The 26,971-nt window shown below is 42.3% G+C and carries 28 protein-coding genes; 16 read left to right on the plus strand and 12 right to left on the minus strand.

Annotated features, from left to right (window positions below):
* Positions 1-341 precede the first annotated feature (341 nt).
* On the plus strand, positions 342-1,424 hold the full coding sequence (locus tag SYN7509_RS0220915; RefSeq protein WP_009633523.1) for a fatty acid desaturase family protein: 1,083 nt from the start codon (positions 342-344) through the stop codon (positions 1,422-1,424).
* Positions 1,425-1,619: 195 nt separating this feature from the next.
* Here the strand turns inward: SYN7509_RS0220915 and SYN7509_RS0220920 are convergent, their stop codons facing one another.
* The 4 genes from SYN7509_RS0220920 to SYN7509_RS0220935 form a co-directional block, all read right to left on the minus strand.
* Positions 1,620-2,039 (minus strand): DoxX family protein, encoded by a 420-nt coding sequence (locus tag SYN7509_RS0220920; RefSeq protein WP_028954476.1) that lies wholly within the window; start codon positions 2,037-2,039, stop codon positions 1,620-1,622.
* A 4-nt stretch (positions 2,040-2,043) separates the two neighbouring features.
* Entirely contained in the window at positions 2,044-3,195 is a 1,152-nt protein-coding gene (locus tag SYN7509_RS0220925) for an AI-2E family transporter (RefSeq protein ID WP_009633521.1), read from the minus strand.
* A 55-nt stretch (positions 3,196-3,250) separates the two neighbouring features.
* Positions 3,251-5,038, minus strand: a complete 1,788-nt coding sequence (aspS, locus tag SYN7509_RS0220930; RefSeq protein ID WP_009633520.1) for an aspartate--tRNA ligase — start codon at positions 5,036-5,038, stop codon at positions 3,251-3,253.
* Positions 5,039-5,206: 168 nt separating this feature from the next.
* Entirely contained in the window at positions 5,207-5,617 is a 411-nt protein-coding gene (locus SYN7509_RS0220935) for a hypothetical protein (RefSeq protein ID WP_009633519.1), read from the minus strand.
* A 339-nt stretch (positions 5,618-5,956) separates the two neighbouring features.
* On the opposite strand from SYN7509_RS0220935, the gene crcB reads away from it, so the two are divergent.
* Genes crcB through mgtE form a run of 3 tightly spaced genes read left to right on the plus strand, consistent with a single transcriptional unit; the run spans position 5,957 to position 7,855 of the window.
* Positions 5,957-6,355 (plus strand): fluoride efflux transporter CrcB, encoded by a 399-nt coding sequence (gene crcB / locus SYN7509_RS0220940; protein WP_009633518.1) that lies wholly within the window; start codon positions 5,957-5,959, stop codon positions 6,353-6,355.
* Positions 6,343-6,468 (plus strand): hypothetical protein, encoded by a 126-nt coding sequence (locus tag SYN7509_RS31435; RefSeq protein WP_255327321.1) that lies wholly within the window; start codon positions 6,343-6,345, stop codon positions 6,466-6,468. Before crcB ends, SYN7509_RS31435 begins: the two co-directional genes overlap by 13 nt.
* Positions 6,455-7,855 carry a magnesium transporter gene (gene mgtE / locus SYN7509_RS0220945; RefSeq protein WP_009633517.1) on the plus strand — a complete coding sequence of 467 codons (1,401 nt, stop codon included), beginning with the start codon at positions 6,455-6,457 and terminating at the stop codon, positions 7,853-7,855. The genes SYN7509_RS31435 and mgtE overlap by 14 nt, the downstream gene beginning before the upstream one ends.
* A gap of 8 nt (positions 7,856-7,863) precedes the next feature.
* Here the strand turns inward: mgtE and SYN7509_RS0220950 are convergent, their stop codons facing one another.
* Positions 7,864-8,505: an exopolysaccharide biosynthesis protein gene (locus SYN7509_RS0220950; protein ID WP_009633516.1), complete on the minus strand. Its 642-nt coding sequence runs from the start codon at positions 8,503-8,505 to the stop codon at positions 7,864-7,866.
* Between the two features lie 360 nt (positions 8,506-8,865).
* Here SYN7509_RS0220950 and SYN7509_RS0220955 point away from each other — a divergent pair, with 360 nt between their 5' ends.
* Positions 8,866-9,534, plus strand: a complete 669-nt coding sequence (locus tag SYN7509_RS0220955; RefSeq protein ID WP_227501519.1) for a glycosyltransferase family 2 protein — start codon at positions 8,866-8,868, stop codon at positions 9,532-9,534.
* Positions 9,535-9,610: 76 nt separating this feature from the next.
* On the opposite strand, the gene SYN7509_RS0220960 is transcribed toward SYN7509_RS0220955, so the two are convergent.
* The 3 genes from SYN7509_RS0220960 to petB all read right to left on the minus strand — a co-directional run bounded on the left by SYN7509_RS0220960 (position 9,611) and on the right by petB (position 11,375).
* Positions 9,611-10,039 (minus strand): ATP-binding protein, encoded by a 429-nt coding sequence (locus SYN7509_RS0220960; protein WP_009633514.1) that lies wholly within the window; start codon positions 10,037-10,039, stop codon positions 9,611-9,613.
* Between the two features lie 156 nt (positions 10,040-10,195).
* Entirely contained in the window at positions 10,196-10,678 is a 483-nt protein-coding gene (petD, locus tag SYN7509_RS0220965; protein WP_009633513.1) for a cytochrome b6-f complex subunit IV, read from the minus strand.
* Between the two features lie 49 nt (positions 10,679-10,727).
* Complete coding sequence (petB, locus tag SYN7509_RS0220970; RefSeq protein ID WP_009633512.1) at positions 10,728-11,375, minus strand: cytochrome b6; 648 nt, start codon at positions 11,373-11,375, stop codon at positions 10,728-10,730.
* A gap of 299 nt (positions 11,376-11,674) precedes the next feature.
* Here petB and ctpA point away from each other — a divergent pair, with 299 nt between their 5' ends.
* Positions 11,675-12,919: a carboxyl-terminal processing protease CtpA gene (gene ctpA, locus SYN7509_RS0220975; protein WP_009633511.1), complete on the plus strand. Its 1,245-nt coding sequence runs from the start codon at positions 11,675-11,677 to the stop codon at positions 12,917-12,919.
* A 3-nt stretch (positions 12,920-12,922) separates the two neighbouring features.
* On the opposite strand, the gene SYN7509_RS0220980 is transcribed toward ctpA, so the two are convergent.
* Entirely contained in the window at positions 12,923-13,648 is a 726-nt protein-coding gene (locus tag SYN7509_RS0220980; RefSeq protein ID WP_009633510.1) for an MBL fold metallo-hydrolase, read from the minus strand.
* A 94-nt stretch (positions 13,649-13,742) separates the two neighbouring features.
* Between SYN7509_RS0220980 and SYN7509_RS0220985 the strand changes: the two genes are divergently transcribed.
* Both SYN7509_RS0220985 and trmFO read left to right on the plus strand, forming a co-directional pair.
* Complete coding sequence (locus SYN7509_RS0220985) at positions 13,743-15,230, plus strand: site-2 protease family protein (RefSeq protein WP_009633509.1); 1,488 nt, start codon at positions 13,743-13,745, stop codon at positions 15,228-15,230.
* Positions 15,231-15,239: 9 nt separating this feature from the next.
* Positions 15,240-16,604 (plus strand): FADH(2)-oxidizing methylenetetrahydrofolate--tRNA-(uracil(54)-C(5))-methyltransferase TrmFO, encoded by a 1,365-nt coding sequence (trmFO, locus tag SYN7509_RS0220990; RefSeq protein ID WP_009633508.1) that lies wholly within the window; start codon positions 15,240-15,242, stop codon positions 16,602-16,604.
* 252 nt (positions 16,605-16,856) lie between these two features.
* Here the strand turns inward: trmFO and SYN7509_RS0220995 are convergent, their stop codons facing one another.
* Both SYN7509_RS0220995 and SYN7509_RS0221000 read right to left on the minus strand, forming a co-directional pair.
* On the minus strand, positions 16,857-17,594 hold the full coding sequence (locus SYN7509_RS0220995) for a class I SAM-dependent methyltransferase (RefSeq protein WP_009633507.1): 738 nt from the start codon (positions 17,592-17,594) through the stop codon (positions 16,857-16,859).
* A 71-nt stretch (positions 17,595-17,665) separates the two neighbouring features.
* On the minus strand, positions 17,666-18,001 hold the full coding sequence (locus SYN7509_RS0221000) for a DUF6335 family protein (protein ID WP_009633506.1): 336 nt from the start codon (positions 17,999-18,001) through the stop codon (positions 17,666-17,668).
* 175 nt (positions 18,002-18,176) lie between these two features.
* On the opposite strand from SYN7509_RS0221000, the gene SYN7509_RS0221005 reads away from it, so the two are divergent.
* From SYN7509_RS0221005 to SYN7509_RS0221040, 8 genes are all read left to right on the plus strand, one after another.
* Positions 18,177-18,557: a DUF2267 domain-containing protein gene (locus tag SYN7509_RS0221005; RefSeq protein WP_009633505.1), complete on the plus strand. Its 381-nt coding sequence runs from the start codon at positions 18,177-18,179 to the stop codon at positions 18,555-18,557.
* A 24-nt stretch (positions 18,558-18,581) separates the two neighbouring features.
* Positions 18,582-19,670 carry a DJ-1/PfpI/YhbO family deglycase/protease gene (locus tag SYN7509_RS0221010; protein ID WP_009633504.1) on the plus strand — a complete coding sequence of 363 codons (1,089 nt, stop codon included), beginning with the start codon at positions 18,582-18,584 and terminating at the stop codon, positions 19,668-19,670.
* A gap of 28 nt (positions 19,671-19,698) precedes the next feature.
* A complete protein-coding gene (locus tag SYN7509_RS0221015; protein ID WP_009633503.1) occupies positions 19,699-20,382 on the plus strand; it encodes an SRPBCC family protein in 684 nt (227 codons plus the stop codon).
* 48 nt (positions 20,383-20,430) lie between these two features.
* Complete coding sequence (locus SYN7509_RS0221020; RefSeq protein WP_009633502.1) at positions 20,431-21,600, plus strand: zinc-dependent alcohol dehydrogenase; 1,170 nt, start codon at positions 20,431-20,433, stop codon at positions 21,598-21,600.
* Positions 21,597-22,754 carry an L-dopachrome tautomerase-related protein gene (locus SYN7509_RS0221025; protein WP_009633501.1) on the plus strand — a complete coding sequence of 386 codons (1,158 nt, stop codon included), beginning with the start codon at positions 21,597-21,599 and terminating at the stop codon, positions 22,752-22,754. The genes SYN7509_RS0221020 and SYN7509_RS0221025 overlap by 4 nt, the downstream gene beginning before the upstream one ends.
* A gap of 21 nt (positions 22,755-22,775) precedes the next feature.
* Complete coding sequence (locus SYN7509_RS0221030) at positions 22,776-23,990, plus strand: zinc-dependent alcohol dehydrogenase (RefSeq protein ID WP_009633500.1); 1,215 nt, start codon at positions 22,776-22,778, stop codon at positions 23,988-23,990.
* Between the two features lie 10 nt (positions 23,991-24,000).
* A complete protein-coding gene (locus SYN7509_RS0221035) occupies positions 24,001-24,345 on the plus strand; it encodes a cupin domain-containing protein (RefSeq protein WP_009633498.1) in 345 nt (114 codons plus the stop codon).
* A gap of 94 nt (positions 24,346-24,439) precedes the next feature.
* Positions 24,440-25,897: an aminotransferase class I/II-fold pyridoxal phosphate-dependent enzyme gene (locus SYN7509_RS0221040; protein ID WP_009633496.1), complete on the plus strand. Its 1,458-nt coding sequence runs from the start codon at positions 24,440-24,442 to the stop codon at positions 25,895-25,897.
* On the opposite strand, the gene dusB is transcribed toward SYN7509_RS0221040, so the two are convergent.
* Positions 25,883-26,932 carry a tRNA dihydrouridine synthase DusB gene (gene dusB, locus SYN7509_RS0221045; RefSeq protein WP_009633495.1) on the minus strand — a complete coding sequence of 350 codons (1,050 nt, stop codon included), beginning with the start codon at positions 26,930-26,932 and terminating at the stop codon, positions 25,883-25,885. The genes SYN7509_RS0221040 and dusB overlap by 15 nt on opposite strands.
* Positions 26,933-26,971: the final 39 nt, after the last annotated feature.

The raw sequence follows: 26,971 nt of genomic DNA on the forward strand, positions 1-26,971 counted from the left end.
TTATTCTCTTATGTTGGTTACGAGTAGGTTCTTTATTTTTTTAGCGATCGCCCGCTCGTAGCAGAAAATCTAAGTAATTTACTTAACTTTACTTCCAATAAATATTTGATTTTTGAGTTATTAATAATAAATTCTAAATTACTAAAAAAATATAAAACTGTCATCCCTAAATAGGCAGAAAAATATTAAAATTTTTCCCTGTATTATTGTTAATAGTGAAAAGTTTTAAAAGTCGTCTTTAGATGTTTAATAATTGTCTACTTATGACAAAATACTAGATCAAGTCAAAAATCAACTTGATATTTTTTTAATCAGGTTTACATCTACTACTCACAAAATTCATGCAAATTAACAATCGGATGATTACTCAAGCTGAGTATGCAAAAACTTTGCGTCCTTTTCTTCCCGCTCAGGCTTTTGAAAGAGATCCGAGTAAAATCTTTGTTTTACTATTGAATATAGCCGTATTAATTTGCGGTTGGGCGATCGCATCGCAGCTAGATAAATTTCCCTTGTATCTGTTGTGGCTTTATTTACCAATAGCTGTAGTTATGGGAAATAGTGTAATTGTTTTACTATTTACGTCTCATAACATCATGCACGGCAGTGTAATTAAAAATACTCGCTTAATCCACATTTTAAGTTTACTAGGATTAACAATGTTATGGATGCCGCCGACAATGTGGAAAGCAGTACATAACCAAGAACATCATAGCAAAACAAACTCCTTAGCCGATCCCGATCGCAATTACTTATCCCAGCAACCTAAAACTTGGGGTAAGTGGATTCAGAACCTGTTTGTACCTTCTTTTGCTGTAAATCCGCTATTTCTAACCGTAGGAATGGCTACTGCTTGGGGAGTTCATACTTTTCGCAATTTGACTTCGGTATTGATATTTAATCAAGGAAATGCTGATTATGTTCCCGCCGCTTTTTCTCGCAATCCTAAAAAGCGTGTAGAAATATTTGGCGAACTTTTAGTAATGTTATCGCTACACTTTTGTATTATTGCCTTTCTGCAATTTTCGCCTTTAAAACTTGTACTTGGCTACTTTCTACCTATTGGGATTGGCTACGCGGGATTAATGTTTTACATCTATACAAATCATATGCTTTGCCGGATGACAACGATTAACGATCCACTAATAAACAGTATTTCTTTGCGAGTTCCTAAAATATTTGATAAGTTGCATTTAAACTTTTCTTATCATACCGAGCATCATATTTTTCCTGGGATAAACTCTGATTACTATCCTTTAGTACAAGAGTTAATAAAAACTCACTATCCCGGCAGAATGAATTTGTTAGATGCTGGAGATGCGTGGAATTTACTAATGGAAACTCCCCGCCACTACAAAGATGAAACTACCTTTACCGATTGGTCAGGAAAAAATACCGTCACTTGTCCCCTTAATCAAAAATAATTAAGTAAAGACTTTTTGGGCAGTATTCAGCATCGAAATCCCCCTTTTTAAGGGGGAATAATAAATATTTATCCCTAGTTTCAGCAACGACAGCAGTGTCAGGTTTTAATACCTTCAAAAGGGAAACTAAGAAACAAATATTTTCCCCCCTTTTTGAAGGGGGGATCTCTGAGGACTTTATTTGACCGATCGCAATTATTTTTCATCTAAGTTGATTAATGATGCTTGATTGCGACGGTCGGACGATGGTTTTGTGTACCAATAAGCCCAAGCAATTAGCACCGCTTGGAGCGGTAAACGGATGTATTGAAATACGGGTGAATCGGGAACATTGTCAAGATGGATGCGATTAACTGCCATATTGATGTTTGCCGGAAAAACGGCGATAAAAAGTGCAATTAAGCCCCAGGCGGCGGCACGGCTAACATTTGGAACTAATAGCCCAATTCCGCCCAATATTTCAAAAACTCCACTGATATAGACTAATTCCAAAGGAGAAGGAAGTTGGGGCGGAACAATTTTTACGAAAGGTTCGGGAATGGCAAAGTGAAGAATGCCAACGACAATAATTGAAATAGCCAGAATAACCCGCAAAATCTCTTTGTACTTGCTCATAAATTTAATCTTGTAAGTTAAACTGCGATTGGTCAGAACAAGAACGTCCATCACCATCAGAATTTTCTGTAGTTATCTCAATAGTATCTTTGGCAAAAGGATTGTGAAAAAACGATCCTGTCTGCGGAGGTAATCGCGGGTCGACAACAATTTCCGCCAAACTTTTAACTACGCCAGTAAGGGGAATTGCTAATATTACGCCCAAAATGCCGCCAATTTGAGCGCCTAATAGGATAGAGATAAAAATAATTACTGGTGATAAACCCGTAAGGTTGCCCATAATTCGGGGAGCAACTATATTATCTTTTACCTGTTGAATAGCGATCGCAGTTCCCAATACTTGCAAAGCCAGCCACCAATCAATAAAAGCTACAACTACTGTGACAATCGCAATCCCTAAAGTTGCACCAATATAAGGGATAACTTCGAGTAAGCCAATAATTACCGCAAACAATAGGAAAAATGGCACTCTTAATAGCCAAAACGCCAAGGCTAGAGTAGTTGCCATAAATAAGCCTAAGAGCAATTGACCAGAAACAAACCTTTGCAAGTTGCGCCGCAAGGCTTCCGTTAAGCCGTTGCGAATTTTGGGAGAAAATACCCCTGTGATAGTTAGCCACAACTTTTCGCCATCAATCAGCATATAGAAAGCGATTACTAGGATTAAAATTAAGTCTAAAACCCAGTTAAAAGTACCAATAACCAAGCCAAAACCCGTAGATGCGATCGCCTCTGCTTGGGTTTGGACTCGATCTAATAGCTGCGATGCTAGTATCCGCACATCAAAGGGTAAATTATGTTCTACGCTCCAATCTTGAAAAGCAGTAAGTTGTTCTTGTCCTCCTTCTAGCAAAGAAGGTAAGTTAGTTACAAGTTGCCTCCCTTGGTTAAATACGGGTGGTACAACCGTTAAGGCAAAAACTACAAAGGTTATCCCCGCAAGTAAGTAGACAAGTAAAGCCGCAAAACCACGAGGTAAAAAGCGACTTAAAGCTGCTACAGCGTAGTTGAGCAAAAAAGCAATTAGTGCAGCCGTAATTAAAATACTCAGCAACTCGCCCACGTATTTCAAGGCGCTAAGTGTTGCCCATCCTGTTGCGAGGATTAGCAGCCAAGTAAATAAAGACTGTTGCAAAGGAGTAAAAGTTCGATTCATGGGGAGGGGGAAATCAATAATTTTGAATTAGAAAATAAAAATCAACTCAAAATTATTAAGCTTTAGGATCGTAAGTCGAAGCAACGTACAATTCTTTTAATTGCTTGTCGTCTACACTCGAAGGCGCAGCCGTCAACAAACAACTAGCTTGCTGAGTCTTGGGGAAAGCAATAACGTCTCTAATGGATTCCTCGCCAGCTAAAAGCATTACTAACCGATCTAAGCCGTAAGCAATCCCTCCATGAGGCGGCGTACCGTACTCAAAGGCTTCTAGCAAAAAGCCAAATTTACTATTTGCTTCTTTTGCTGACAAACCAATGGCTGTAAATACTTGCTCTTGGATTTCTTTTTTATAAATCCGCAGACTACCGCCGCCAATTTCAAAGCCGTTGAAGATTAAATCGTAAGCTTGCGCCCTGGCAGTTTTCAGATCGTGCAAATCGTCGGGATGGGGCGCAGTAAAGGGGTGATGCAGGGCTTCTAAACGCTTTTCCCCTGCATTCCATTCAAACATGGGAAAGTCTGTCACCCATAGCAAGTTTACTTTGTCAGAATCGATTAAATTTAGCTCAAGAGCGATCGCACCCCTTAACCTGTCGAGAGTTTTATTTACTACCTCGGCTTTATCCGCCGCAAATAGCATTAAATCCCCAGCTTTTGCCCCAGTACGGCTGAGTAATTCTTGTTTTTGTTCTGGGCTTAAATTGTCTTTAATTGCCCCAATGGTATCAATATCGCCATCATCCCGCACCCGAATATAGGCTAAACCCTTCGCCCCTGCAACACTAGCCTCTTTAAATAAATCTCCACCGGGTTTAATCCGAACGTTAGAAATTGCCGCATTTCCGCCTGGAATTGGCAGCACTTTCACCACACCGCCACTAGAAACCGCGCCAGAAAATACTTTAAATCCCGATTCGCTAAATAAATCGGAAACATTCACAAGTTCTAAACCGTAGCGCGTATCAGGCTTATCGCTCCCGTAACGTTCCATTGCTTCGGTGTAAGTTAAGCGGGGAAAAGGACGAGGGAGATCGACACCTTTAACAGTTTTGAAGATATGACAAACTAAGTCTTCATTCAAGCTAATGATATCTTCTTGAGCCATAAAGCTCATTTCCATATCTAATTGCGTAAATTCTGGCTGTCTATCGGCGCGTAAGTCTTCATCACGGAAACAACGAGCAATTTGATAGTAACGATCCATCCCCGACACCATCAATAATTGCTTAAATAGTTGGGGTGATTGAGGTAAAGCAAACCATTCTCCAGGATTAACGCGACTGGGGACTAAATAATCTCTCGCGCCTTCGGGGGTTGAGCGAGTTAAAATTGGGGTTTCAACTTCAATAAAATTTTGTTCGTCTTCAAGATAGCGGCGAATAGCTTTAACAACTTGATGACGCAATTTTAAGTTTCCCGCCATGCGATCGCGTCTCAAATCTAAATAACGATACTTCAGCCGCAAATCTTCCTTTACTGACTCGGTTTCAAAAGTCGCAACTTGAAACGGTAATTGTTTGCGAACGGCGTTAAGTATTTCTATGCTTTCGGCATAGATTTCGATTTCTCCGGTAGCTAGACGCGGGTTTAAGGATTCTTCGGGGCGCTGGGTGACAATTCCGGTAATTTGCACTACATACTCGTTGCGGAGGGCGTTAGCCCCGTCGTAGGAAGTAGGAGTACGTACCGGATCGCTGACGATTTGCACGATTCCTGTGCGATCGCGCAAGTCCAAAAATATCACGCCTCCATGATCGCGGCGACGATCTACCCATCCGTATAGGTTGACGGTTTTTCCGATATCTATTTTATTAACTTCGCCGCAATAGTGAGTTCGCATAAGTTGGTATATATTTGCTGAAAACGGGTTGCATATAAAATGCAAATTCCCCCATTATCTAGCATTCGTTGCCATCTTGCTGCAAAAAGGTAATTGGTAATCAGTATTGGTGATGGGTAATTGCCGCAAAAAGAGAGTGTAGAGATATTCCCTACACTCTACCTTGGTTTAAGAATGAGGGCGAGGTGCGGTTAAGACTTCCCAAGCGGCTTTGGCTGCATCGGTTAAGCGATCGCCTATGTCTGATACTTCTTTAATTACAGAGTTAAAGTTTTTCTCTGCTTCTCGGTGTACTATTTCAAAAGAATGCTCAATGCGATCGCGCTCTATGAGTTTGTTTTCTTCAATGGTTGTCCTCGCCCGCTTTACGGCATTAAGATAAGCTTCACGGGTAAGTGTTCCCGCCGATTGCGCTTCTAGTTGAGCGCGTTTTTTGATTGCATCAATTAAAGCTTTAGTTTCGTTTTTCACAGCCTCAGTCTCTCCAGCCATTTCGCTATCTACTAATGCGTTTGTTTGGGGAGTAATTGCACTACCTTGGGGGATAATTTCAATTTGGATATCGTTGGGTTCAGTCATAGCTTTAGCTCCTAAATTGCGGTATGTTTTATCTGCCAATGGAAAACTTAGAGTTTGTTAGTTTTCACAACTGCTCGTCTTGCGCTTCTACCTTTAAATGATTTTTCATATTTTCAATAATGCTAGAGCGCTATCTAATCGTTTCTCTTAGCAGCATTATTACTTAAACTTTACTCTTATTGTATCGACCTAAAATCGTATTTGCAGGGCTTAACTTATTTATTTTCGTAGCTTATATTACATTTTATAGTTTTCGATGTAGAAGATATAACTTTAGAAAGAGCCAAAATCCTGTAGTTTAAATTAATAAGTTTTTATTAGTTGCGAGTTGGGATTTTGATGTTTAATGACTTGGCAATTCGTAATCCTATAGCTATTAGTTTAGGCGCGGTTTCTGGCGCTTTAAGTCGGTATTATTTAAACTTGTGGTTTGTAGAGAGTTTTGGGGATAGTTTTCCCTATGGTACTTTTTTTATTAATATTACTGGCTGTTTTGTTATGGGATTATTTTTTACCTTGGCAACAGAAACAGTAATAACAATTACGCCGGAAGTAAGATTATTGATAGCAACGGGGTTTTTGGGTTCTTACACAACGTTTTCTACCTACGGATTAGATACAGTAAGTTTGATAAGTGCCAAACGGTTTGTACCAGCATTAATTTATGGTGTAGGTAGTGCCATAGTGGGAATCATAAGTATCAAGTTGGGAATAGAAATAGTGCGGTGGTTAAAATAAAAGGGCGATCGCCTATTAATAGCAATTTTACCTATGCTCTACCGCTATCCCCTAGACTAAAAGCAGCAACATTGAGCAATGGCGGAAGGACGGTAGACTTTGACAGAAAATAATAATTCACCTTCTACCCTCCAGGATGTTTCGCGGCGAGAGTTGAGAGATTTGGTGCGAAGTCAACTGCAAGCGTTACTAGAGCAAAACGATTTGCAGGGCGCTAAAGCTATCTTAGTACCTGTACAACCCGCCGATATTGCTGAAGCTATTGAAGGCTTACCCGAAGCTATGCAGGCGATCGCATTTCGCTTACTTTCCAAGGGTGAAGCAATTGAAGTTTACGAGTATTTAGATTCCAGCATCCAACAAGCACTCATTGAAGAATTTAAGCGTCAAGATGTATTGGATATTGTTGATCAAATGTCCCCAGACGATCGCGTGCGGCTATTTGACGAATTGCCAGCAAAAATTGTCAATCGGCTTTTAGAGCAACTTAGCCCCACGGAAAGACAAGCCACCGCCCAGCTTTTAGGCTACGAGCCAGGTACGGCGGGGCGAATTATGACACCGGAATTAATTTCTTTTAAAGAAGGCTTTACGGTAACACAAGCTTTAGAGCGCATCCGGCGGTTAGCAAATGTCACCGAAACCATTTATTACCTATACGTTACCGACAACGCGCGACGCTTGACAGGTACATTGTCGTTGCGAGACTTGGTAACTTCTCAGCCTACGCAAACAATTGGCGAAATTATGACGCGAGAGGCGGTATTTATCTACACAGATACCGATCAAGAAGAAGTAGCTAGAGTAATTCAACGTTACGATTTTTTGGCTGTACCTGTGGTAGACAGGGAGCAACGCCTAGTAGGTATTGTCACGGTAGACGACGTTATCGACATTATCCAAGAAGAAACCACCGAAGATATTTATGCTTTGGGTGGTGGAGTACAGTCGGGGGGTGATAACTATTTTCAAAGCGATTTACTTACTATTGCTCGCAAACGGGTAGTTTGGTTATTAGTTTTACTACTGACAAATACTGTTACGGGGACAATTATTAAGTCTCAAGAAGGGCTTTTGCAACAGGTAGTGTCTTTAGCCGCGTTCATTCCCCTATTGACAGGTACGGGGGGAAATGTAGGGGCGCAATCGTCAACGGTGGTAATTCGGGGGATGAATACCGATGAAATCCGGGCTATGGGAGAATATCAGGTAATTCTTAGAGAAGGTATAGCAGGATTAATGCTCGGTACGATGTTGGGAAGTATAGCTACAGTCTGGGCGTATTTTTTGCAGGGCAACTTAGCCGTAGCAATTTCTGTAGGTGTAAGTTTGATTGCAATTTCTGTTTTAGCTTCGGTTTCCGGTTCAGCTTTGCCGTTTTTATTCCGTTTTCTGCGTTTAGATCCCGCTTTGATGTCTGCACCATTTATTACTACGGCGGTGGATGTAGCGGGAGTTTTGATTTATTTCAACTTAGCGCGGTTGATTTTGCGCTTGTAAGCGCTACGTTAGTTAAATAAGTTTGATAACCACGCGAATAAGTTTGAGAACCATGAGCCTAGTAGCAAGCCCAAAGCTTGCCAAGTTGCATAACCAATAAACCCAAAAAATAGAGTAATTAAAACCGTAAGTCCATAGCTAATACACATCAATAAACCATCCGCCTCTAAAGTCGCAACGGCTAATAATAAAATTCCTACCGTCGGGATAGGATTTGTAAAGGGAATTGGTGAAATTAAGAGTACCGATAACCAAACAATGCAAATGCCATTCAAGCGCCAAGCTTGAGAACTCTGGGCTAATTTTGACCAACGCGGGCGAGTGATTTTTTCTAAAACTTTCGTTACTCTTTTCAGTAGTTGCAGGAGTTTTAGGACAAACCAATGAGGAAACTTAATCTTAGCGATTCTTTTAGGTAGCCAGGGCGAAGTCTTACCTAATGCCATTTGTCCGGCTAAGATTATACAAGCTGTACCCAATGGGCCTGTCAGTCCTGGCGGTGCAGGTAGCAAAAAGGGTAAAACTAACAAAGATATAACCAAGCTAAACCCCCGCTCGGAAGTTTCCGCTAAAATGTCGCCAAGAGTTAAGGGTTGTTTGGCTAACTTTTCTAATAGCGTTTTAATATCTTGGGAAAATCTTAGGTGCATTGGTAGAATAATTTACAGCAAAGAATCCGCTATTACTTAGCTTAAGTTAATTATTTTTATCTTGCTACTATATTTTTAACTTTGCTTGCAGCCTTGGTAATATTTTAAAACTATTGATAACCCTATTTTGAGGTAACTTTTGCTTCGTGCTGCTAACAGCAATTAAATTTCAATTATTTTGCAGAGATTTAAGATTATTAGATAGCCCATTTTTTTATGAATTTAAACAACTCTCCGAAATACCAACAGTGGCAAATACCCAATCACACAAAGATCGAAATCAGCGAGAGACAAAGCAAGTATTGTGTTTGTATTTTTGGAATTAATACCGGAGAAAAAATTAGAAAACAGTTGCAAAATATGCAAGCAATAGCGCAAGATATTGATGTAATTATTGCCGATGATGGCAGTACAAATGATGATTTGGCAATTGATTTTCTCAAAAGTGTTTCTGTCCGAACTTTATTAATTAAACAAAGCAAAGGTAGATTGAGCGCTCAAATGCGAATGGCTTTTGCCTATGCTATGTTACAAAACTATGAAGGAATTATTACTATTGATGGAAATAATCAAGACGATTTTACCGCTATTTATGATTTTATTCAAGGACTAGAACAAGGGGGCGATCATATTCAAGGTTCACGATTTATCAAAGGCGGAAAAGCAATTAATACTCCTTGGCATCGGTATTTAGCTATTCGTCTAATTCATGCTCCCTTGATTAGTATATCAGCAGGTTTTCGTTATACAGATACTACTAATATATTTTGTGCTTATAGTCGAAGATTATTACTAAACCCGCGCGTTGCACCTTTTCGGAATATTTTTAATGCTTATGAGTTGCCTTTCTATCTTGCTATTAGAGCCGTCAAATTAGGTTATTTGATTAAAGAATTGCCTGTAACTCGACGCTATCCAAACAAAGAATCTATATTAACTAAAATTAGTCCGATTAAAAACAATTTTTTGATCCTACAAGCTCTTTTTAAAGCTTGTTTACACCAATTTAATCCACCAGATACTGAATAAACAAGGCTACTAATGTTGTTAAATTAATATTTGCAAGGAGCAATTTTTTTTGTTACAACATTGCTACGATTAATATTTACTTCAAACTCCCATATTTAACAATCAGCAAACAATTTCTCCCATCGGCGCTGCGATCATAGACAACTCTATCCGCCAAACGCCGCAGCAAAAACCAACCATAACCACCTTCTTGCAGCGTACCCGGTTCTGGCTCTTTCAATACATTAGGATCGAACGGTTTACCTTTGTCCCAGATTCTAATTTCAAATCTATCACTCCACAAGCTCAAATCAATATCTATAGTTGTATCTGATGGTAAAGATTGATGAGCGTGACGCACCGCATTTGTAAAACCTTCCGCCAAAGCTAAGTTGAGGCGATAAAGTTCTCTTTCTGACCATAGTAGTTGAGATAGATGTTGTAGACAAAATTGCTCAAACCATTGTTGTACTTGGTTGAGAAACTCAAGATTGCTGTACACCGTCAAATGGTCTTGCTTTAACATAGCCTAGACCGCAGTTTAATTTAAAAAAAAGCAATAATTAGCCAACAGTTTAGAGCATATCGCCTTATTAAAATTGACACCTGTAAAATCTCGGTAGCCTAAAGCCAGCTAAGAAACTACAGGTGTCAACAAATAATTCTTGATAGCTAGATTAACCTAGAATAGCCCTAGGGTAAAGGACTTATCAATGGGGTATGTAGCCCCAATACCTAACCACAAGGTAATTATCGTGCCAATCATAAACACTGTGGTAGCGACGGGACGACGGAAAGGATTTTGAAACTTGTTAACGTTCTCGATGAACGGTACAGCAATTAACCCAATTGGTACAGAAGCCATCGCTAAAACTCCTAGCAGCTTACTAGGAACGGAGCGAAGAATCTGAAACACTGGATATAAATACCACTCAGGTAGAATTTCTAAGGGAGTTGCAAAGGGATTTGCTGGTTCGCCACTCATAACTGGGTCTAAAACCGATAAAGCAACAATGCAAGCCCCAGTTCCCAGAATTACTACCGGGAACATATATAACAAGTCATTGGGCCAAGCAGGTTCGCCATAATAGTTATGTCCCATACCTTGAGCCAGTTTTTCTAGTAACTTTGGATCGGTTAGATCCGGCTTTTTGAGAGTTCCCATCTTTTAAAGTGTTCTCCTTTTTAGAGTTGATCAAAGCAAATTGCTTAAATTACAAAGGCCCAGAAATGCCTTGCTTGCGAATCATCAAAAAGTGCAGCAACATAAAAACAGCAATCAACCAAGGCAATACAAAGGTATGAGCGCTGTAGTACCGAGTTAATGTTGCTTGACCTACACTAGAACCGCCACGTAAGAGATCCGCCATCAGCGTACCGACGACAGGAATTGCTTCGGGTACACCACTAACAATTTTTACAGCCCAGTACCCAACTTGATCCCAAGGTAAGGAATAACCCGTTACCCCAAAAGAGACGGTAATAACTGCCAAAATTACACCCGTTACCCAAGTTAATTCGCGGGGCTTTTTAAAGCCGCCAGTGAGGTAAACCCGGAAAGTGTGCAAAATCATCATTAACACCATCATGCTTGCAGACCAGCGATGAACAGAACGAATTAGCCAACCGAAGTTAACGTCATTCATTAGGTATTGTACGGAAGTGTAAGCTTCTGCAACTGTTGGTCTGTAGTAGAAAGTCATGGCGAACCCAGTGGCAAACTGGATCAAAAAGCAAGTTAAAGTGATGCCGCCAAAGCAGTAAAAAATGTTGACGTGGGGAGGCACATACTTATTGGTTACATCTTCAGCAAGCGCCTCAATTTCTAAGCGCTCCTCAAACCAGTCGTAAACGTTTGCCATACAATTAGTAAATTTCCTGAGAATGGATTACAGTTTTTAAGCTCCTCAAACTAAAATTAGTCGAAAGAGTCAGTTTTCTAAGGTTTGCACAACTTTTAGGCATCTCGCACTTTTTTTATTGTTGCTCAATGCAGTAGTTTTTGGTTGGCGATCGCTACTTGCTTTCCTTGAGGGTTGGCAGTTAGCTGAGTTTTTCTGCATTAGTTCTATAAAAAAAGTAACATAATCGAGAGGATGATTTCATACTTTTTACTGCCAATTGCGGCGAAGTTTGGGGGAGAAAGAGGGAAAATATTTAGATGAGCTTAAATTACAAACGAATTTTTCAAATTGGAATTTTACTAATACTGTCAATTTCTGTCGCCTTGAGCAGTTGGACATCCCCCGCCGTTGCCCTGACCAAAGAACAAAAGTTAGTCTCGGAAGCTTGGAGAATTGTTAACCGTACTTATTTAGACGATACTTTTAATCACCAAAATTGGGCATCCGTGCGGCAAAAAGTGCTTAAACAACCCTTAAATGACCAACAATCGGCTTTTGATGCTGTCCAAAAGATGATCGCTACGCTTGACGATCCTTTTACGCGGTTTTTGCGCCCAGAGCAGTATCGGAGTTTGCAAGTAAATACTTCCGGGGAATTGACGGGAGTAGGTTTACAAATTGCTTTGGATGTAAAAACTGGGGTGTTGGAAGTAGTCGCCCCCATTGCTGGATCTCCCGCCGATAAAGCTGGGATTCGCCCGCGCGATCGCATTACCCAAATTAATAGCACTCCCACTAGCCAAATTACCCTAGACGAGGCGGCGGCGAGGATGCGGGGCTTGATTGGCACTCATGTTTACTTGACGATTGAACGATCGGGGGAAGCAAGCAAGGAAATCGATCTAGTACGCGATCGCATTGCCCTAAATCCTGTAGTTACACAATTGCGGACTTCTGCCCAAAATGTTCCCATTGGCTACATCCGCCTAACTCAATTTAATGCCAATGCCACTAGCGAACTTGCTCATGCGATCAATAGCATGGAAAAGCAAGGCGCAGAAGCATATATTTTGGATTTACGCAACAATCCCGGCGGTTTATTGCAGTCTGGAATTGAAATTGCGCGGTTGTGGTTAGATAAAGGCACAGTAGTCTACACCGTCAATCGTCAAGGTATTCAAGGCAGTTTTGAGGCTTATGGCTCTCCCTTAACCCGCGATCCACTGGTAGTTTTAGTTAATCAAGGATCGGCTAGTGCTAGTGAAATTTTAGCTGGAGCGCTGCAAGACAATGGTAGAGCAACTTTGGTTGGAGAAACTACTTTTGGCAAAGGTTTAATTCAGTCTTTATTTGATTTATCCGACGGCGCAGGAATCGCGGTGACGGTGGCTAAATACGAAACTCCCAACCATCGGGATATTAACAAATTGGGTATAGCGCCCGATCGCCTAGTTAAATCTGAACCAATTAGCCGCGAACAAATCGCCACAGAGGCGGATGTCCAGTATACAGCCGCCGTAGAAGTGTTAACAAATACTTTAGAGGTAGCAAAAGCCGCTTAAAAACTAGAAAATCATTGGCAAATTCTTGAGCTTATCTAAATCTAACTGTGCTATTTGCTCATAAGCATTAGCGATTACTTTTTTTCCTCGCAAAAAACCAATATTTGCACCCGGACAAATATATGCCAAAGTTTCGGGTGTAAAAGTTTCCCTCAGTAGTTGCAGGCTGTTTATTTGCCAATGCCATTGAAAAGTTTTAGAAGTTCTCAATGGTACAGGTTGCCCTTGTTGATTTGGCAATAAATGCCGCCCCGTAAACAAAATACCGCCATTACTAGGATAATAAAGGCAGGAAGATCCAGGGGAATGCCCCGGAGTCCAAATTACTCGCCCATAGTTAAGGCTCATTTCTTGCCTAAAAGTCGTCACTTTGACTTTTGGCAACAAGTAAGCTTCTTGCTCTTGAATTAAAACTTCACAATTAAAAGCCTCTTGAATTGCTCTTGCCTTGCCAATACCGCCCCTATGAGTAATAAATAAAGTTTTTATTCCGCCGTGCGCCGTCAAAAATTCACAAGTTCGCGCCTCTACCGCCGGACAATCGAGCAAAATATTACCTTCTTTTTCTACAATAAGATAAGCCGTCCCTCCTAAAGTTTTAGAGTTGGGTGAAAAAGCATAAATATTATCTAATACAGATTGCGGTGGTTTGGGAGGACGGGTTGCCAAAATTGGCAAAGCATCAGTTGGATTAGTAGGAGGGGGAGGGCAAGAAGAATCTGAGTACACTGCTACCGTTATTAAAAAGCTTTGTTTTTTAATTATGAATACAGTCTATAAGTTTGGCATTCTCAAAACCTAATTAAACTTTATTTTAAATAGCATGATTATTGACTGGATTATTCTTTTACTTATGGCACTATTTACTTATTTAATAGTGCGGCGAAGCGTAACAGGAGTTACTACTACACCCGTTTGGCTGTTGTGGTTGGTGTTGATGATGCCTCCTTTTGTTTGGAGTTTGTGGATATTAGTTTATAGCGCAAAGCAGCTACCGCCGATAGAACTCTTAATAGGCATGAGTATATTAAGCATATTTTTCTACCTAAAACTGCATCAAAAAGGGCGAAAAAACTTAACGCCTACCCAAAAAGAACCATCTCCGGCGGTGGAATCACTGCCGGTAAAAGAAGTTGCCTCACCGCCATTGCCTTTACGACCTATTGATAAAACCGAAGAAACAAAGCTAAAAAATTGTTTTCCTTGGTCGATATTTTACGTAAACAATATTGAATACCGACCCCAAGCAATTATTTGTCGAGGACAGTTGCGAGAAAAATCTCCATCCCAGGCTTACGATCGCATTAAAGAAAACGTCCGCTTAGAGTTTGGCGATCGCTTTTTGGTGTTGTTTCAAGAAGATATGACCGGAAAGCCATTTTTTGCCTTAGTTCCCAATACTCAAGCTGCCGCAAATAAACGCAAAAATGATAAATTAACTCGTCCCGGTTTGGCGCTGGGACTATTAATAGCAACGATTTACACGACTACCTTAGTGGGAGTAGGCATTGCTAATACCAACAATATCGAGGCTTTGAGATCCAATCCAGAGATTTTACTAAGCGGCTTGCCTTATGGGATTTCTTTAATGACTATTTTGGGTATTCACGAACTAGGGCATTATCTAACAGCTAGATACTACAAAATCCGGGCAACACTACCCTACTTTATTCCTTTTCCCTTATTTTTAGGGACTTTTGGCGCGTTCATTCAAATGCGTAGCCCTGTACCCAACCGCAAAGCCTTATTTGACGTAAGTATTGCCGGGCCATTGGCAGGTTTTGTTGTGACTTTACCCTTGCTAATTTGGGGTTTGGCTCATTCTACAGTGGTATCGCTGCCCGAAAAAGCCGAACAAGTCTTGAATCCCAATGCTCTAGATCCCAACTACTCATTATTGTTAGCGCTGTTAAGTAAATTGACCTTGGGCATTCAATTAAGCGCCGACAGTGGCATAGATTTACACCCAGTTGCTGTAGCTGGGTTACTTGGTGCGATCGCCACAGCCTTGAATTTGATACCTGTAGGACAACTCGATGGCGGTCATATTATTCATGCCATGTTTGGACAACGCAACGGCATAGCAATCGGGCAAATTTCCCGATTTTTAATCCTAGGGTTAGCTTTACTCCAACCGGGTTTTTGGATCTGGGCAATTATCTTATTTTTTATGCCCGTTGCTGACGAACCAGCTTTAAATGATATTAGCGAACTAGATAATAAACGCGATATTTTGGGAATACTGGCGATGGCGTTGTTGGTGATAATTATCTTGCCAATGCCCGAACAACTCGCCCAATTATTAAATTAAAGGTTATTGATGGTAAAACCAATTCATGTAATCGGCGGCGGCATAGCGGGGACAGAAGCCGCGTGGCAAATTGCGGCGGCGGGAGTACCTGTAGTATTGCAGGAGATGCGCCCCCAAAGGGTTAGCCCCGCTCACCACTCCCAAGAATTGGCGGAATTGGTCTGTAGTAATTCCTTTGGGGCAATTTCGAGCGATCGCGCGGCGGGGTTGTTGCACGCCGAATTACGCCAACTCCATTCAATCATTATTTCTAAAGCCGACGAACACTCTGTACCCGCCGGAGGCGCACTAGCGGTAGATCGAGGCAAATTTAGCCACGACTTAACTACAACTTTGGCGGCACATCCCTTAATAGAACTGCGGCGGGGAGAAGTTGAGCAAATCCCACCGGGTATTGTAGTTTTAGCTACTGGCCCATTAACTAGCCCGCAACTAGCGGAGGATTTGCAGCGATTTACGGGGATGGAATACCTGAGTTTTTTTGATGCGGCAAGTCCCATTGTAGTAGGGGAATCAATTAACCTCGATCGCGCTTTTTTGGCTTCCCGTTACGATAAAGGTGACGCTGACTATCTCAATTGTCCGATGAACCGCGAACAGTATTTACACTTTCGCCAAGAACTATGTATTGCCGAACAAGCAGAATTAAAGGATTTTGAACGCGAAACGGCTAAATTTTTTGAAGCTTGTTTGCCCATTGAAGAATTAGCCCAGCGCGGCGAAGATACGATGCGTTATGGGCCCTTAAAGCCTGTCGGTTTATTTGATGCCCGTAAAGGCGATTTTCGCGCCCCCGAAAACAAGTCCGAACGTCCCTATGCCGTCGTGCAACTGCGCCAAGAAGACAAAGCCGGGCAGTTGTGGAATATGGTAGGATTTCAAACAAATTTACGTTGGGGCGAACAAAAACGGATATTTCAGATGATTCCTGGCTTGGAAAATGCGGAGTTTGTGCGTTTGGGTGTGATGCACCGCAATACCTTTATCAATGCGCCGCAGTTATTGCACTCAAGTTTACAATTCAAGCATCATGATACAGTTTTAGCCGCCGGGCAAATAATTGGTACAGAGGGCTATACCGCAGCCTCCGCCGGGGGTTGGTTAGCGGGGACAAATGCTGCGAGGTTAGCTTTAGGCAAGCCCCCCTTAACGTTGCCTACTACAACGATGATGGGAGCGCTATTTGAATTTATTAGTTCCGCATCGCCTAAGCATTTTCAACCAATGCCGCCTAATTTTGGGATTTTACCGCCATTACCAGAGAAAATTAAAAGTAAACAAGAACGATACGCTGCTTACCGCGATCGCGCTTTAGCTGATTTGGTCGCTTGGCAAGCTGAATTATCTTTAAAATTAACTGGCGTAGCTCTTTAGATGAATTGACTGTTGGCAAAAAGTACCTTTTGCCAACAGTCAATTCTAGTTAGACTAAGTTCGTCACAGTAATCAAAATTGTACTTAGATTTGTTTTATAGATAACCAAAGCAATGTTAAGTTGCGCCGGAGGTACTCAACAGAAGAAATAGTAAGAACTGGTAATTTATAAACTACTCCGACCCGCTACGCTGAGGTTAGAGTAGTTTATGCTGTCTGCATCAGTAAATATACTTTTGCCAGAAATCGATGCTAAAACTGCACCTTGTACAGTTCAAATAGTTCTCCTGACTTGCGCGAGACTATTTTGGCGTTAGCTGCTAAAACTACTTTTTCCCACGCAGAGATCGGCTCTAAAAATACTTCTGTACCTAAATAAGTTTCCAATATTGCCCAATCTTCTACCAAAGGTTTATCAGGATTGAGAATGTCAAAAACAAAGTGTCCACCGGGCTTTAGTACCCGCTTGACTTCCCCTAAAATCTGACTCCAGTAATTAAGCCCATAATACTGACTCCAACCAGTTGCGATCGCACTATCAAACTGCGAGGCTTCATATTGTAAGTGATGGGCTGGTGCTAACTTTACGCCCTTAAATAGTTTGGAATTAAGCTGAGAACCGCGACTATTTAAAGCATCGGTGGCGACAGTGCTAATTTCTTGCCCGTAAAAGTACGCGTCCCAGTCTCTCCAAGGATAAATCAAAAAGCTCACGCCGCAGCCAATATCTAAACAACGCGAGTTCTTTTGAGGTTTGGCAATTTCCCAAAAAGCAGAATTAACTTTATTTGCCAATGTACCCGCAGTCCATTCTAAAAAAATTGGCATCGCTTCAACTTCTGGTGGTAATTCAAAGCCCTCGCCGCGATACTGCTTGTCAAAACGTTTCGCTACTTGCCCTATGATCTCCTGAGCGCTGTCTGTGGCATTTTGACGGCTTAGAAAGTCAATTCCTTTTTCAGAGAAGTGCGAATCCCGTTTTTTGGACATGAAGTTGCTATTGGTAGTACGTTAAGTTCTAGCGTACACCTTATACATCTACAAGCTATTAATCTGAGCAATTACGGTTGATGTTCTTCGTAATCTTCTGAAGACATGGGATCTAGTTCCCAACGGCGATCGTCTCTGTCTTCCAGCATTTCTGTTGTGCGTAAAAAGGCGCGATCGCTCATTTCTAATCCTACGGCTTTACCAAGTTCATCAACTAAATCTTGGTCAGGAGTGGGCGCAGTTCCGCCCACCGCTTCCTCTCCTACCGCATCGGCTTCCCTTACATTTGCTTCGATATCGCCCCCGGTTAGCGTTGCATCAGTAATATCGATCGCAGAGGATTCATGTACGCCTGTACCGTAGGATTCGGTAAATTCTTGAGGTTCTGAATTTTTATTTTTAGTCATAACTTTTGTTTAAATGCGATCGCTTTTGCCTACGATAGCGCTTGAACGGGCTTTGTAACTTATCCCTTGCGACAGAAACAATCTATCCCTTTGGATTGACGAGAACTAACTAGCCGCGTACATAACCTTAAATTGAAGCTAGAGAGCGCTAATTGGATCAGTTAACGGTTTAATCATGAAATACGACGAGTTTATCAAGCACGTTCAAACTATTGCTCAACTTAATTCTAAAGAAGCCGCCCAAACAGCTACTAGCGCCACCCTAGAAACCCTCAAGGAACGCATTGTTGGCGATGAAGCAGGCCAACTAGCCGCCCAGCTACCCAAAGAATTAGGGCAATATTTACATGGGCGAGAAGGTGAAAATGGCGGAACTTTTGGAGTTAATGAGTTTCTCCAGCGCGTTAGTCAAAAAGCCGGGGTAGATACCAATACTGCTATTACTCACGTTAAAGCAGTATTTGCAGTATTAAAAGACGCTGTATCGCCGGGAGAATTTGACGATGTGCGCGTAAATCTATCGGATGACTATCAAGACTTACTACCAGCATCGTAACTATAACTATTAGAGGAAATTTTTATGGCAGACAACGGGACAAAAACAAAAAAAGTTGCAATTTTAATTGAAAACGGCGTAGAAGATGCGGAGTTTCAAATACCTTACAAAGCCTTAAAAATGGCAAAAATGGAAGTAACGGTATTAGGTTCGCGGATGAACGAAACCTATAAAGGTAAGCAAGGCAAGGTTTCTATGCAGCCGGACGGGACAACGACAGAGGCGATCGCATCGGAATTTGACGCGGTAGTAATTCCTGGGGGTATGGCCCCCGATAAAATGCGGATTAATCCCAATACTGTGCAGTTTGTCAAGGATGCAATGGAACAAGGTTTACTTGTAGCATCAGTTTGTCACGGGCCACAGGTTTTAATTGAAACTGGTTTACTCAAAGGCAAGCAAGCAACAGGTTTTGTCGCCATCAAAACCGACATGATCAACGCTGGCGCAAACTATGTAGATGAACCTTTAGTAGTTGATGGTAATTTAATTACCTCTCGTCAGCCGGGAGATTTGGCAATATTTACTACAGCTATCCTTAGCCGCCTTGGTTATGGTGGCAAAGAAGCCGCTTTACCAGAAGAAACTGATACTAATGCCGATTGGTGGAAATTAGCAGACTCTTGGGGCGGTTCGAGTAAAGGAGAAATTACCCAAGGCTTAAATACCGCCTTAGCCGGGGAACGTTACGCCCAAGAAGCTTTTGACCAATATGCCCAAAAAACAGGCGATGAAGGCTTGCGAAATTTGCTCAAAGAAATCATTGCTAATAAGCAATACCACATCAAAAAGTTGGAACAAAGACTTGACCAAATGGGCGAAAAGCCTTCTTTAGCTGCAAATGTTGCCGATACCTACGCCAAGTTAAAAGCATCGGTACAAGGTAGCGATGACAATTCCCTATTGCGTCGGGCTTTAGGAGATTTGCAAACAGGTGTAGTTGATATCAATAACTTGCGAGTTAAGTTTACAGATCCCGTAGCAACAGAATTGTTTGCAGCTATTGAAAAAGATTTGGCAATGTACGAAAAGAATTTAGTTCATTTGTACCGCGATCGCTTAGGGACAAAACCCGCAAAACCCACCACAGGCGCATCAGTAACAGCGGGGTAATTGGTAATTGGTAATAAAGGAGAAAATCATGAGTCCAACAATTGAAGATAAAAGCAATCAAAATGAAGGTGGCGGCGATGCTGGACGTTTGGCTACCCTAATTGGCGGCGGCGCAATGGTGTTGATGGGATTGCGTCAAAGAAACTTACGTGGGGCATTAATGGCGATCGCAGGTGGGGGTTTAGCTTATCAAGCAGCTAAGTCTCAAGGGGGTATTACTGAAGCTTTGGGGATGGAAAAATCAATTAAAGTCGAGAAAACTGTCACCATTAACAAGCCAGCCGATGAACTTTACCGTTATTGGCACGATTTCGGCAATTTATCTACCTTTATGAAGCACGTTAAATCCGTAACGGTAATTGATGAAAAGCGATCGCACTGGGTAGCAACAGCACCATTGGGCGCAAGTATAGAGTGGGACGCAGACATCATTGAAGACCGGGAAAATGAGTTTATTTCTTGGGGTTCGGTAGAAGGTGCGCCCGTTGATAATTCTGGGTTTATCAGATTTAAAAAAGCCACAGGCGATCGCGGTACAGAGGTAAAAGTCGTGATGGAGTACGCGCCCCCCGGAGGTGCGGTTACAGCCGCGATCGCTAAACTCTTTGGCGAAGAACCCGAACAGCAAATAGGCGACGACTTGCGCCGCTTCAAAATGCTAATGGAAACAGGCGAAATTGCTACCACTGAAGGGCAATCAAAAGGTTCTTAAACTCTCTACTAAATTACTTAAAAAATTCACTCTAGGAAACTTTAACTCATGAAAGCAGTATGTTGGCACGGCGCTAATGATATGCGCGTCGAAACCGTACCCGATCCCAAAATCATCAATCCCCGCGATGCAATTATTAAGATTACATCAACAGCAATTTGCGGTTCTGACTTGCACCTTTACAACGGTTTTAACCCAACCATGAAACCCGGCGATATTGTCGGACATGAGTTTATGGGGGAAGTAGTAGAACTTGGTAGCAGTGTTAAAAATGTCAATATAGGCGATCGCGTTGTTGTGCCTTTTACAATCTCCTGCGGTTCGTGCTTTTTCTGCAACCGCGATTTGTGGTCTTTGTGTGACAACTCTAACCCCAACGCTTGGATGGTGGAGAAAATAATGGGTTATTCTCCTTCTGGTCTTTACGGCTATTCTCATCTAACGGGTGGTTATGCTGGCGGACAAGCTGAATACGCCCGTGTTCCCTTTGCTGATACGGGTTTATTTAAAATTCCCGATGGACTAACCGACGAGCAAGTTTTGTTTCTCACCGATATCTTTCCCACTGGATACATGGCGGCGGAAAACTGCGACATTCAACCTGGAGATACGGTAGCAATTTGGGGTTGCGGCCCAGTGGGACAGTTTGCAATTAAAAGCGCCTTTATGCTAGGTGCGGAAAGAGTTATTGCTATTGACAGAGTTCCCGAACGATTGAAAATGGCAAAGGAACAAAGCGGCGCAGAAATCATTAACTACGAAGAAATCGACGCAGGGGAAGCATTGAAGGAAATGACCGGAGGACGCGGCCCCGATTCCTGTATGGATGCAGTGGGAATGGAAGCACACGGTACGGGTTTAGAAGGCTTTTATGATGAAGCAAAACAAGCCTTAAAGCTAGAAACCGATAGACCTACAGTTTTACGCCAGGCGATCGTTGCTTGTCGTAAAGGTGGCACTGTATCCGTCCCCGGTGTTTACACTGGCTTTGTAGATAAGATCCCCATGGGCGCTTTTATGAATAAAGGCTTGACCATGAAAACGGGACAAACTCACGTACATAGATACTTCCGCCCATTGCTAGATCGCATCCAAAATGGTGAAATCGATCCTTCTTACATCATCACTCACCGGATGAAGTTAGACGAAGCACCCCACGGTTACGAAATCTTTAAACACAAAAAAGACAACTGCATCAAAATTGTTCTCAAACCGTGAAATATCTAAGTCTTCTTGTTACGTGCCTTCTATCTACCGTAGCTTTTGCCTCTACCGCCCAAACACTACCTCAAGAAAAGAAGCTAGGCAACATTGAACAAGTTGCTTCTTTTAACGGCGCTATGCCTACCGGGGTGACGGTTTCCGCTAATAATCGCATTTTTGTCAACTTCCCGCGTTGGGGTGACAAGGTAGATTACACCGTCGCGGAAGTCAAAAACGGTCGCACTGTAGCTTATCCCAACGCCCAACTCAATCGCTTAAACACCAGTAAACAAGCCGATTCGTTAGTTTCAGTCCAAAGCGTAGTTATAGACCCCCAAGATCGTCTATGGCTATTGGATACCGGAAGTATTAAGTTTGAACCTACAACTTACGGCGGCCCAAAATTAATTGGTGTTGACCTTAAGCAAAACCGCGTCTTTAAAACTATCTTGTTTCCGCAAACAGTGGCTTTGCCTACTACTTATCTCAATGATATTCGTTTTGATTTGCGGCGCGGTAATGCTGGAATTGCCTACATTACCGATTCTTCCGGTAATGGCCCAAATGGAATTATTGTTGTAGACCTAGATTCGGGCAAAAGTTGGCGGCGATTAAACGATCATCCTTCAACTAAAGCTGTGAAAAACTTTTTGCCTAGCGTTGAAGGTCAAGTAGTCCGCAATCGTCCATCGCCAAAGCAGCCTTCTACGCCCATTACTATTGGTTCTGATGGCATTGCAATTAGTGCCGATGGCAAAACGTTATATTACTGCCCCTTAGCTGGACGGCGCTTGTATAGTGTCAGTACCGATGCTTTAGCAAACGAGCAAACAACTGACGAACAAGTAGCAGCAACGGTTATAGATTTGGGAGAAAAAGGCGGCGCGTCTGATGGGTTAGAGTCTGATTCTCAAAACAGGGTGTATTTAACCAATTACGAGCAAAACGCCATTCAAAGGCGATCGCCTAATGGTGCATACGAAACCTTAGTTAACGACGATCGCGTACTTTGTCCCGATACTTTATCTTTGGCGCGTAACGGCTACCTTTATTTCACCGCTAATCAACTCCACCGTCAAGCCCAATACCAAAACGGTAAAGACCTGCGCCAAAAGCCTTATAGCTTATTTCGCCTCCGCGTCAATGCCCAACCTGTTTTACTGAAATAACCAAACTCAGGAGAATTTACTATGAAAGCTGTGGTTTTTCATGGTATCGGTGACATTCGTTTAGATAACGTCCCCGAACCCAAAATTTTACATCCAATGGATGCGATCGTTCGTCTTACCGCCAGCGCCATTTGTGGTACAGATTTGCACATGATTCGCGGTACATTTTCAGGAATGCAACCGGGAACAATTTTAGGTCACGAGGGAGTTGGGATCGTTGAAGAAGTTGGCGTAAATGTTCGTAACTTAAAAATAGGCGATCGCGTTGTGATTCCGTCTACAATCGGTTGCGGTTCTTGTTCTTACTGTCGCACTGGTTACTATTCCCAATGCGACGAAGCCAACCCCAACGGGCCAAGTGCGGGAACTGCCTTTTTTGGCGGCCCAAAAGATACCGGTCCTTTTCAAGGATTGCAATCGGAATACGCGCGGATTCCCTACGCTAACGTTGGTTTAGTTAAATTACCCCAAGGCGTAACCGATGACCAAGCAATCATGTTATCGGACATTTTTCCTACAGCTTATTTTGGCGCAGAAATTGCCGAAGTTTCCCCAGGGGATACGGTAGCGGTATTTGGTTGCGGCCCTGTGGGTTTATTTGCGATCGCTAGCGCTCAATTAATGGGTGCAGGACGCATTTTAGCCATTGATACCATTGGCTCGCGTTTGGAAATGGCAAGGGAATTAGGGGCGGAGGTGATTGATTTTAATGCCGAAGACCCTGTAGAGACAATTCAAAGCTTAACGGGCGGTATCGGTGTCGATCGTGCGATCGATGCGGTGGGTGTGGATGCAAGCCAACCCCATCAAGGACCCGCCGCAAAACAAGCGCCGCAACAAACAAAAGAGTTTGAAAAAGAAGTTGAACAAGTCGCACCCGAAACTAACCCTAGTAATGGCAATTGGAATCCTGGGGACGGCCCATCCCAAGCAATAACTTGGGCGGTTCAAGGATTAGCCAAAGCTGGAACATTGTCAATTATTGGGGTTTATCCGCCAAATCATCGTTTTTTCCCCCTTGGTATGGCGATGAATAAAAACTTAACTATCAACATGGGAAACTGCAACCATCGCAAATATATTCCCACCCTGGTAGATTTGGTAGAAACTGGCGCAGTCGATCCCGAACAAATTTTGACGCAACGCGAACCTTTAACTTCTGCCATTGAAGCTTACAAAGCTTTTGATAAAAGAGAACCAGGCTGGATCAAAGTCGAACTCGTACCAGGAAAATAGGAGATTAATTATGAGCGATACAAGTGTAAAAAAAGTGGATTCAACTACTTCTCCCACAGGGCAATTAGGACAAAAATATCTCGCCTCTGGCAAGTCTGTATCTATGCGGTTGTGGGAAAACGAAGCACCAACCCCCGAACCAAAACCCTCAGGTACTCGCGAGTACGAAACCGTAGGTTATGTAATTAGTGGTAAAGCGGAATTACACATTGAAGGACAAAGGATTTTGCTTGAACCTGGCAATTCTTGGGTTGTCCCTAAAGGTTCTTCCCATACCTACAAAATCTTAGAATCCTTTACCGCCGTAGAAGCCACAAGTCCCCCCGCCCAAGTTCACGGACGCGATGAAGACTAAATTAGGCGATCGCAATTTATAAATTTTGCTCTAGAGACGTTGCAATGCAACGTCTCTATTTTTAGCAATGCTAGTATAAAGTTTTATCTAATCTGTGTTAGCTCGAAACAAAACACCCCTTTTAGACGCTCTTAAAAAGTACGCCCGTAGCAATCATGCGGCTTTCTATACGCCAGGACATAAGAAAGGACAAGGCATTTCACCCCAATTAATCGATTGTTTTGGTACAAAAGTATTCAAAGCCGATTTGCCAGAATTACCAGAAATAGGTAGCTTATTCGATGCTCAAGGCGTGATTCAATCGGCGCAGGAATTAGCCGCCACAGCCTTTGGTGCATCTCATACGTATTTTTTAGTCAATGGTTCTACTTGTGGAATTGTAGCGGCAATTTTAGCTACTTGCGGTACGGGTGATAAAATTATTTTGCCGCGTAATGTGCATCAATCGGCGATCGCGGGCTTGATTCTTTCCGGTGCTACTCCCATCTTTATTAATCCCGAATACGATCCGGTACTAGATATTGCTCATAGCATCACTTTTACAGGGGTAGAAGCGGCTTTAAAGCAACATTTTGATGTCAAAGCGGTGATGATGGTTTACCCGACTTATTTCGGCGTTTGTGGAGACATAGAAAAAATCGCCCATCTCACCCATCAGTACAATATTCCGCTATTGGTAGACGAAGCGCACGGAGCGCATTTTGCTTTTCATCCTGACTTCCCGATTCCAGCAATCAAAGCGGGTGCAGACTTAAGTATTCAATCAATTCATAAAACCCTAGGCGCACTGACTCAAGCTTCCATGCTGCACGTCCAAGGTGACAGGATTAATATTAGTAGATTAGCTAAAGCTTTAGAATTAGTTCAATCTAGTAGCCCTAGCTACTTACTTTTAGCTTCTTTAGATGCGGCGCGTCAGCAAATGGCTGTAGAGGGAAAACAATTAATGTCTCGCACTTTGCAGTTAGCCGAAAGCGCGAGAACTCAAATTAGTCAAATTCCCAGCTTATCAGTTTTAGAACTTACGCTTACAACACCTGGATTTGTGGCTTTAGACAAAACTCGTCTAACTGTAAATGTTTCTGGCTTGGGACTTACAGGATTTGCCGCCGATGAAATATTAGTTAATTATGGTGTAATTGCCGAATTGCCATCTCTGCAAAATCTCACGTTTATTATTAGTTTGGGAAATACAAACGCAGACATAAATCAATTAGTGCAAGCATTAAAAACTCTGGCTACTAAACATAAACGAGTTTTTGAGACAGAAAGTGCTATCGCACCTTTTAACCTGGAATCAAAATTAGCAATTACGCCGCGTCAGGCATTTTATGCAGCTACAGAGACTTTACCAATAGAACAAACGGGCGATCGCCTTTGCGCTGAATTAGTTTGTCCATATCCCCCAGGAATCCCGGTGTTAATTCCTGGAGAAATAGTTACAACCCAAGCAATTATTTATCTGCAAAAAATTCAAAGTTTAGGCGGATATATTAGCGGGTGCAGTGATTCTAGCCTCAAAACTTTAAAAGTAATCTTAGACAAAAGCTAATAAGTCTTCGTCAATTAGGATACTTTCCTTAGTTAAACGGGCGATCGCGCGATCAATTATATCCAACCCTTCAGTTACAGAATTAATTACACTCAACTGTCCGCGCAATTCACTAGCACCGCTAAAACCCTTGGCGTACCAAGTCATGTGTTTACGAGCTTGACGCACACCGCGATCGCCTTTGTATTCCCACAATGCTTGTAAGTGTTCTCTAGCGCATTCCAATCTCTGCACGGGAGTAGGAGTTATAAGTAATTCCCCAGTTTTGAGAAAGTGATCAACTTCCCCTACCAAAAAAGGATAGCCCAAAGTTCCCCGCGAACACATTACCCCATCCGCGCCCGTTTCTTCTAAACACCTTACCGCCGCTTCTACCGTAAAAATATCGCCATTACCAATTACCGGAATTGAAAGTATTTCTTTAACTTTGCGTATCCACTCCCATTTTGCCGAACCATTGTAACCTTGAGCGCGGGTACGTCCGTGAACGGTAATCATTTGCGCCCCCGCGTCTTCCATGCGTTTAGCAAAGTCTAAAATCGTAATTTCTCCGTCGCTCCAACCGATGCGAGTTTTGACTGTAACGGGGACATTTACAGCTTTGACTACTGAGCGCACAATTTCCTCGGCTATTTCTGGTTGACGCAGTAGGGAAGAACCGCCGCCATTTTTAGTAATTTTGTTGACGGGACAACCCATATTAATATCTACTGTATCTGCTCCTTCCGCTACAGCCATTTGCGCTGCTTCTGCCAAAAAATCAGGGCGACAATCAAATAGTTGAATGCTAATCGGTCTTTCGCGATCGTCAATCTCCATAATTTTCGGCAACTCTTTGACGTAGTGCAACCCCGTAGCGTTGACCATTTCGGTATACATCATCGAATCGGGAGCATAGCGTCTTACTAAACGCCGAAATACCAAATCGGTTACGCCCGATAATGGCGACTGTAAGACGCGGCTTTTGACTTCTAATGAACCAATTTTAAGCGGGGTAGAGAGCCGAGATTGAAGTAGGGGAGACAGAGTAAGCATAAAACTTGTTGATTTTATACCATCCTATCTCACTGCAAC

It is taken from the genome of Synechocystis sp. PCC 7509, assembly GCF_000332075.2.
Lineage (GTDB): Bacteria > Cyanobacteriota > Cyanobacteriia > Cyanobacteriales > Chroococcidiopsidaceae > Aliterella.

Bases quoted from the DNA above. Each gene is read 5' to 3' on its own strand.
- trmFO (WP_009633508.1), top strand. From the start codon at position 15,240: ATGGTAAAACCAATTCATGTAATCGGCGGCGGCATAGCGGGGACAGAA.
- crcB (WP_009633518.1), top strand. From the start codon at position 5,957: ATGTTTAATGACTTGGCAATTCGTAATCCTATAGCTATTAGTTTAGGC.
- petB (WP_009633512.1), bottom strand. From the start codon at position 11,375: ATGGCAAACGTTTACGACTGGTTTGAGGAGCGCTTAGAAATTGAGGCG.
- aspS (WP_009633520.1), bottom strand. From the start codon at position 5,038: ATGCGAACTCACTATTGCGGCGAAGTTAATAAAATAGATATCGGAAAA.
- dusB (WP_009633495.1), bottom strand. From the start codon at position 26,932: ATGCTTACTCTGTCTCCCCTACTTCAATCTCGGCTCTCTACCCCGCTT.
- SYN7509_RS0220920 (WP_028954476.1), bottom strand. From the start codon at position 2,039: ATGAGCAAGTACAAAGAGATTTTGCGGGTTATTCTGGCTATTTCAATT.
- SYN7509_RS0220925 (WP_009633521.1), bottom strand. From the start codon at position 3,195: ATGAATCGAACTTTTACTCCTTTGCAACAGTCTTTATTTACTTGGCTG.
- SYN7509_RS0220955 (WP_227501519.1), top strand. From the start codon at position 8,866: ATGCAAGCAATAGCGCAAGATATTGATGTAATTATTGCCGATGATGGC.
- SYN7509_RS0220985 (WP_009633509.1), top strand. From the start codon at position 13,743: ATGATTATTGACTGGATTATTCTTTTACTTATGGCACTATTTACTTAT.
- SYN7509_RS0220995 (WP_009633507.1), bottom strand. From the start codon at position 17,594: ATGTCCAAAAAACGGGATTCGCACTTCTCTGAAAAAGGAATTGACTTT.
- SYN7509_RS0221010 (WP_009633504.1), top strand. From the start codon at position 18,582: ATGGCAGACAACGGGACAAAAACAAAAAAAGTTGCAATTTTAATTGAA.
- petD (WP_009633513.1), bottom strand. From the start codon at position 10,678: ATGGGAACTCTCAAAAAGCCGGATCTAACCGATCCAAAGTTACTAGAA.
- SYN7509_RS0221030 (WP_009633500.1), top strand. From the start codon at position 22,776: ATGAAAGCTGTGGTTTTTCATGGTATCGGTGACATTCGTTTAGATAAC.
- SYN7509_RS0221015 (WP_009633503.1), top strand. From the start codon at position 19,699: ATGAGTCCAACAATTGAAGATAAAAGCAATCAAAATGAAGGTGGCGGC.
- SYN7509_RS0220935 (WP_009633519.1), bottom strand. From the start codon at position 5,617: ATGACTGAACCCAACGATATCCAAATTGAAATTATCCCCCAAGGTAGT.
- SYN7509_RS0220960 (WP_009633514.1), bottom strand. From the start codon at position 10,039: ATGTTAAAGCAAGACCATTTGACGGTGTACAGCAATCTTGAGTTTCTC.
- SYN7509_RS0221035 (WP_009633498.1), top strand. From the start codon at position 24,001: ATGAGCGATACAAGTGTAAAAAAAGTGGATTCAACTACTTCTCCCACA.
- SYN7509_RS0220915 (WP_009633523.1), top strand. From the start codon at position 342: ATGCAAATTAACAATCGGATGATTACTCAAGCTGAGTATGCAAAAACT.
- SYN7509_RS0221005 (WP_009633505.1), top strand. From the start codon at position 18,177: ATGAAATACGACGAGTTTATCAAGCACGTTCAAACTATTGCTCAACTT.
- SYN7509_RS0220950 (WP_009633516.1), bottom strand. From the start codon at position 8,505: ATGCACCTAAGATTTTCCCAAGATATTAAAACGCTATTAGAAAAGTTA.
- ctpA (WP_009633511.1), top strand. From the start codon at position 11,675: ATGAGCTTAAATTACAAACGAATTTTTCAAATTGGAATTTTACTAATA.
- SYN7509_RS0221000 (WP_009633506.1), bottom strand. From the start codon at position 18,001: ATGACTAAAAATAAAAATTCAGAACCTCAAGAATTTACCGAATCCTAC.
- SYN7509_RS0221020 (WP_009633502.1), top strand. From the start codon at position 20,431: ATGAAAGCAGTATGTTGGCACGGCGCTAATGATATGCGCGTCGAAACC.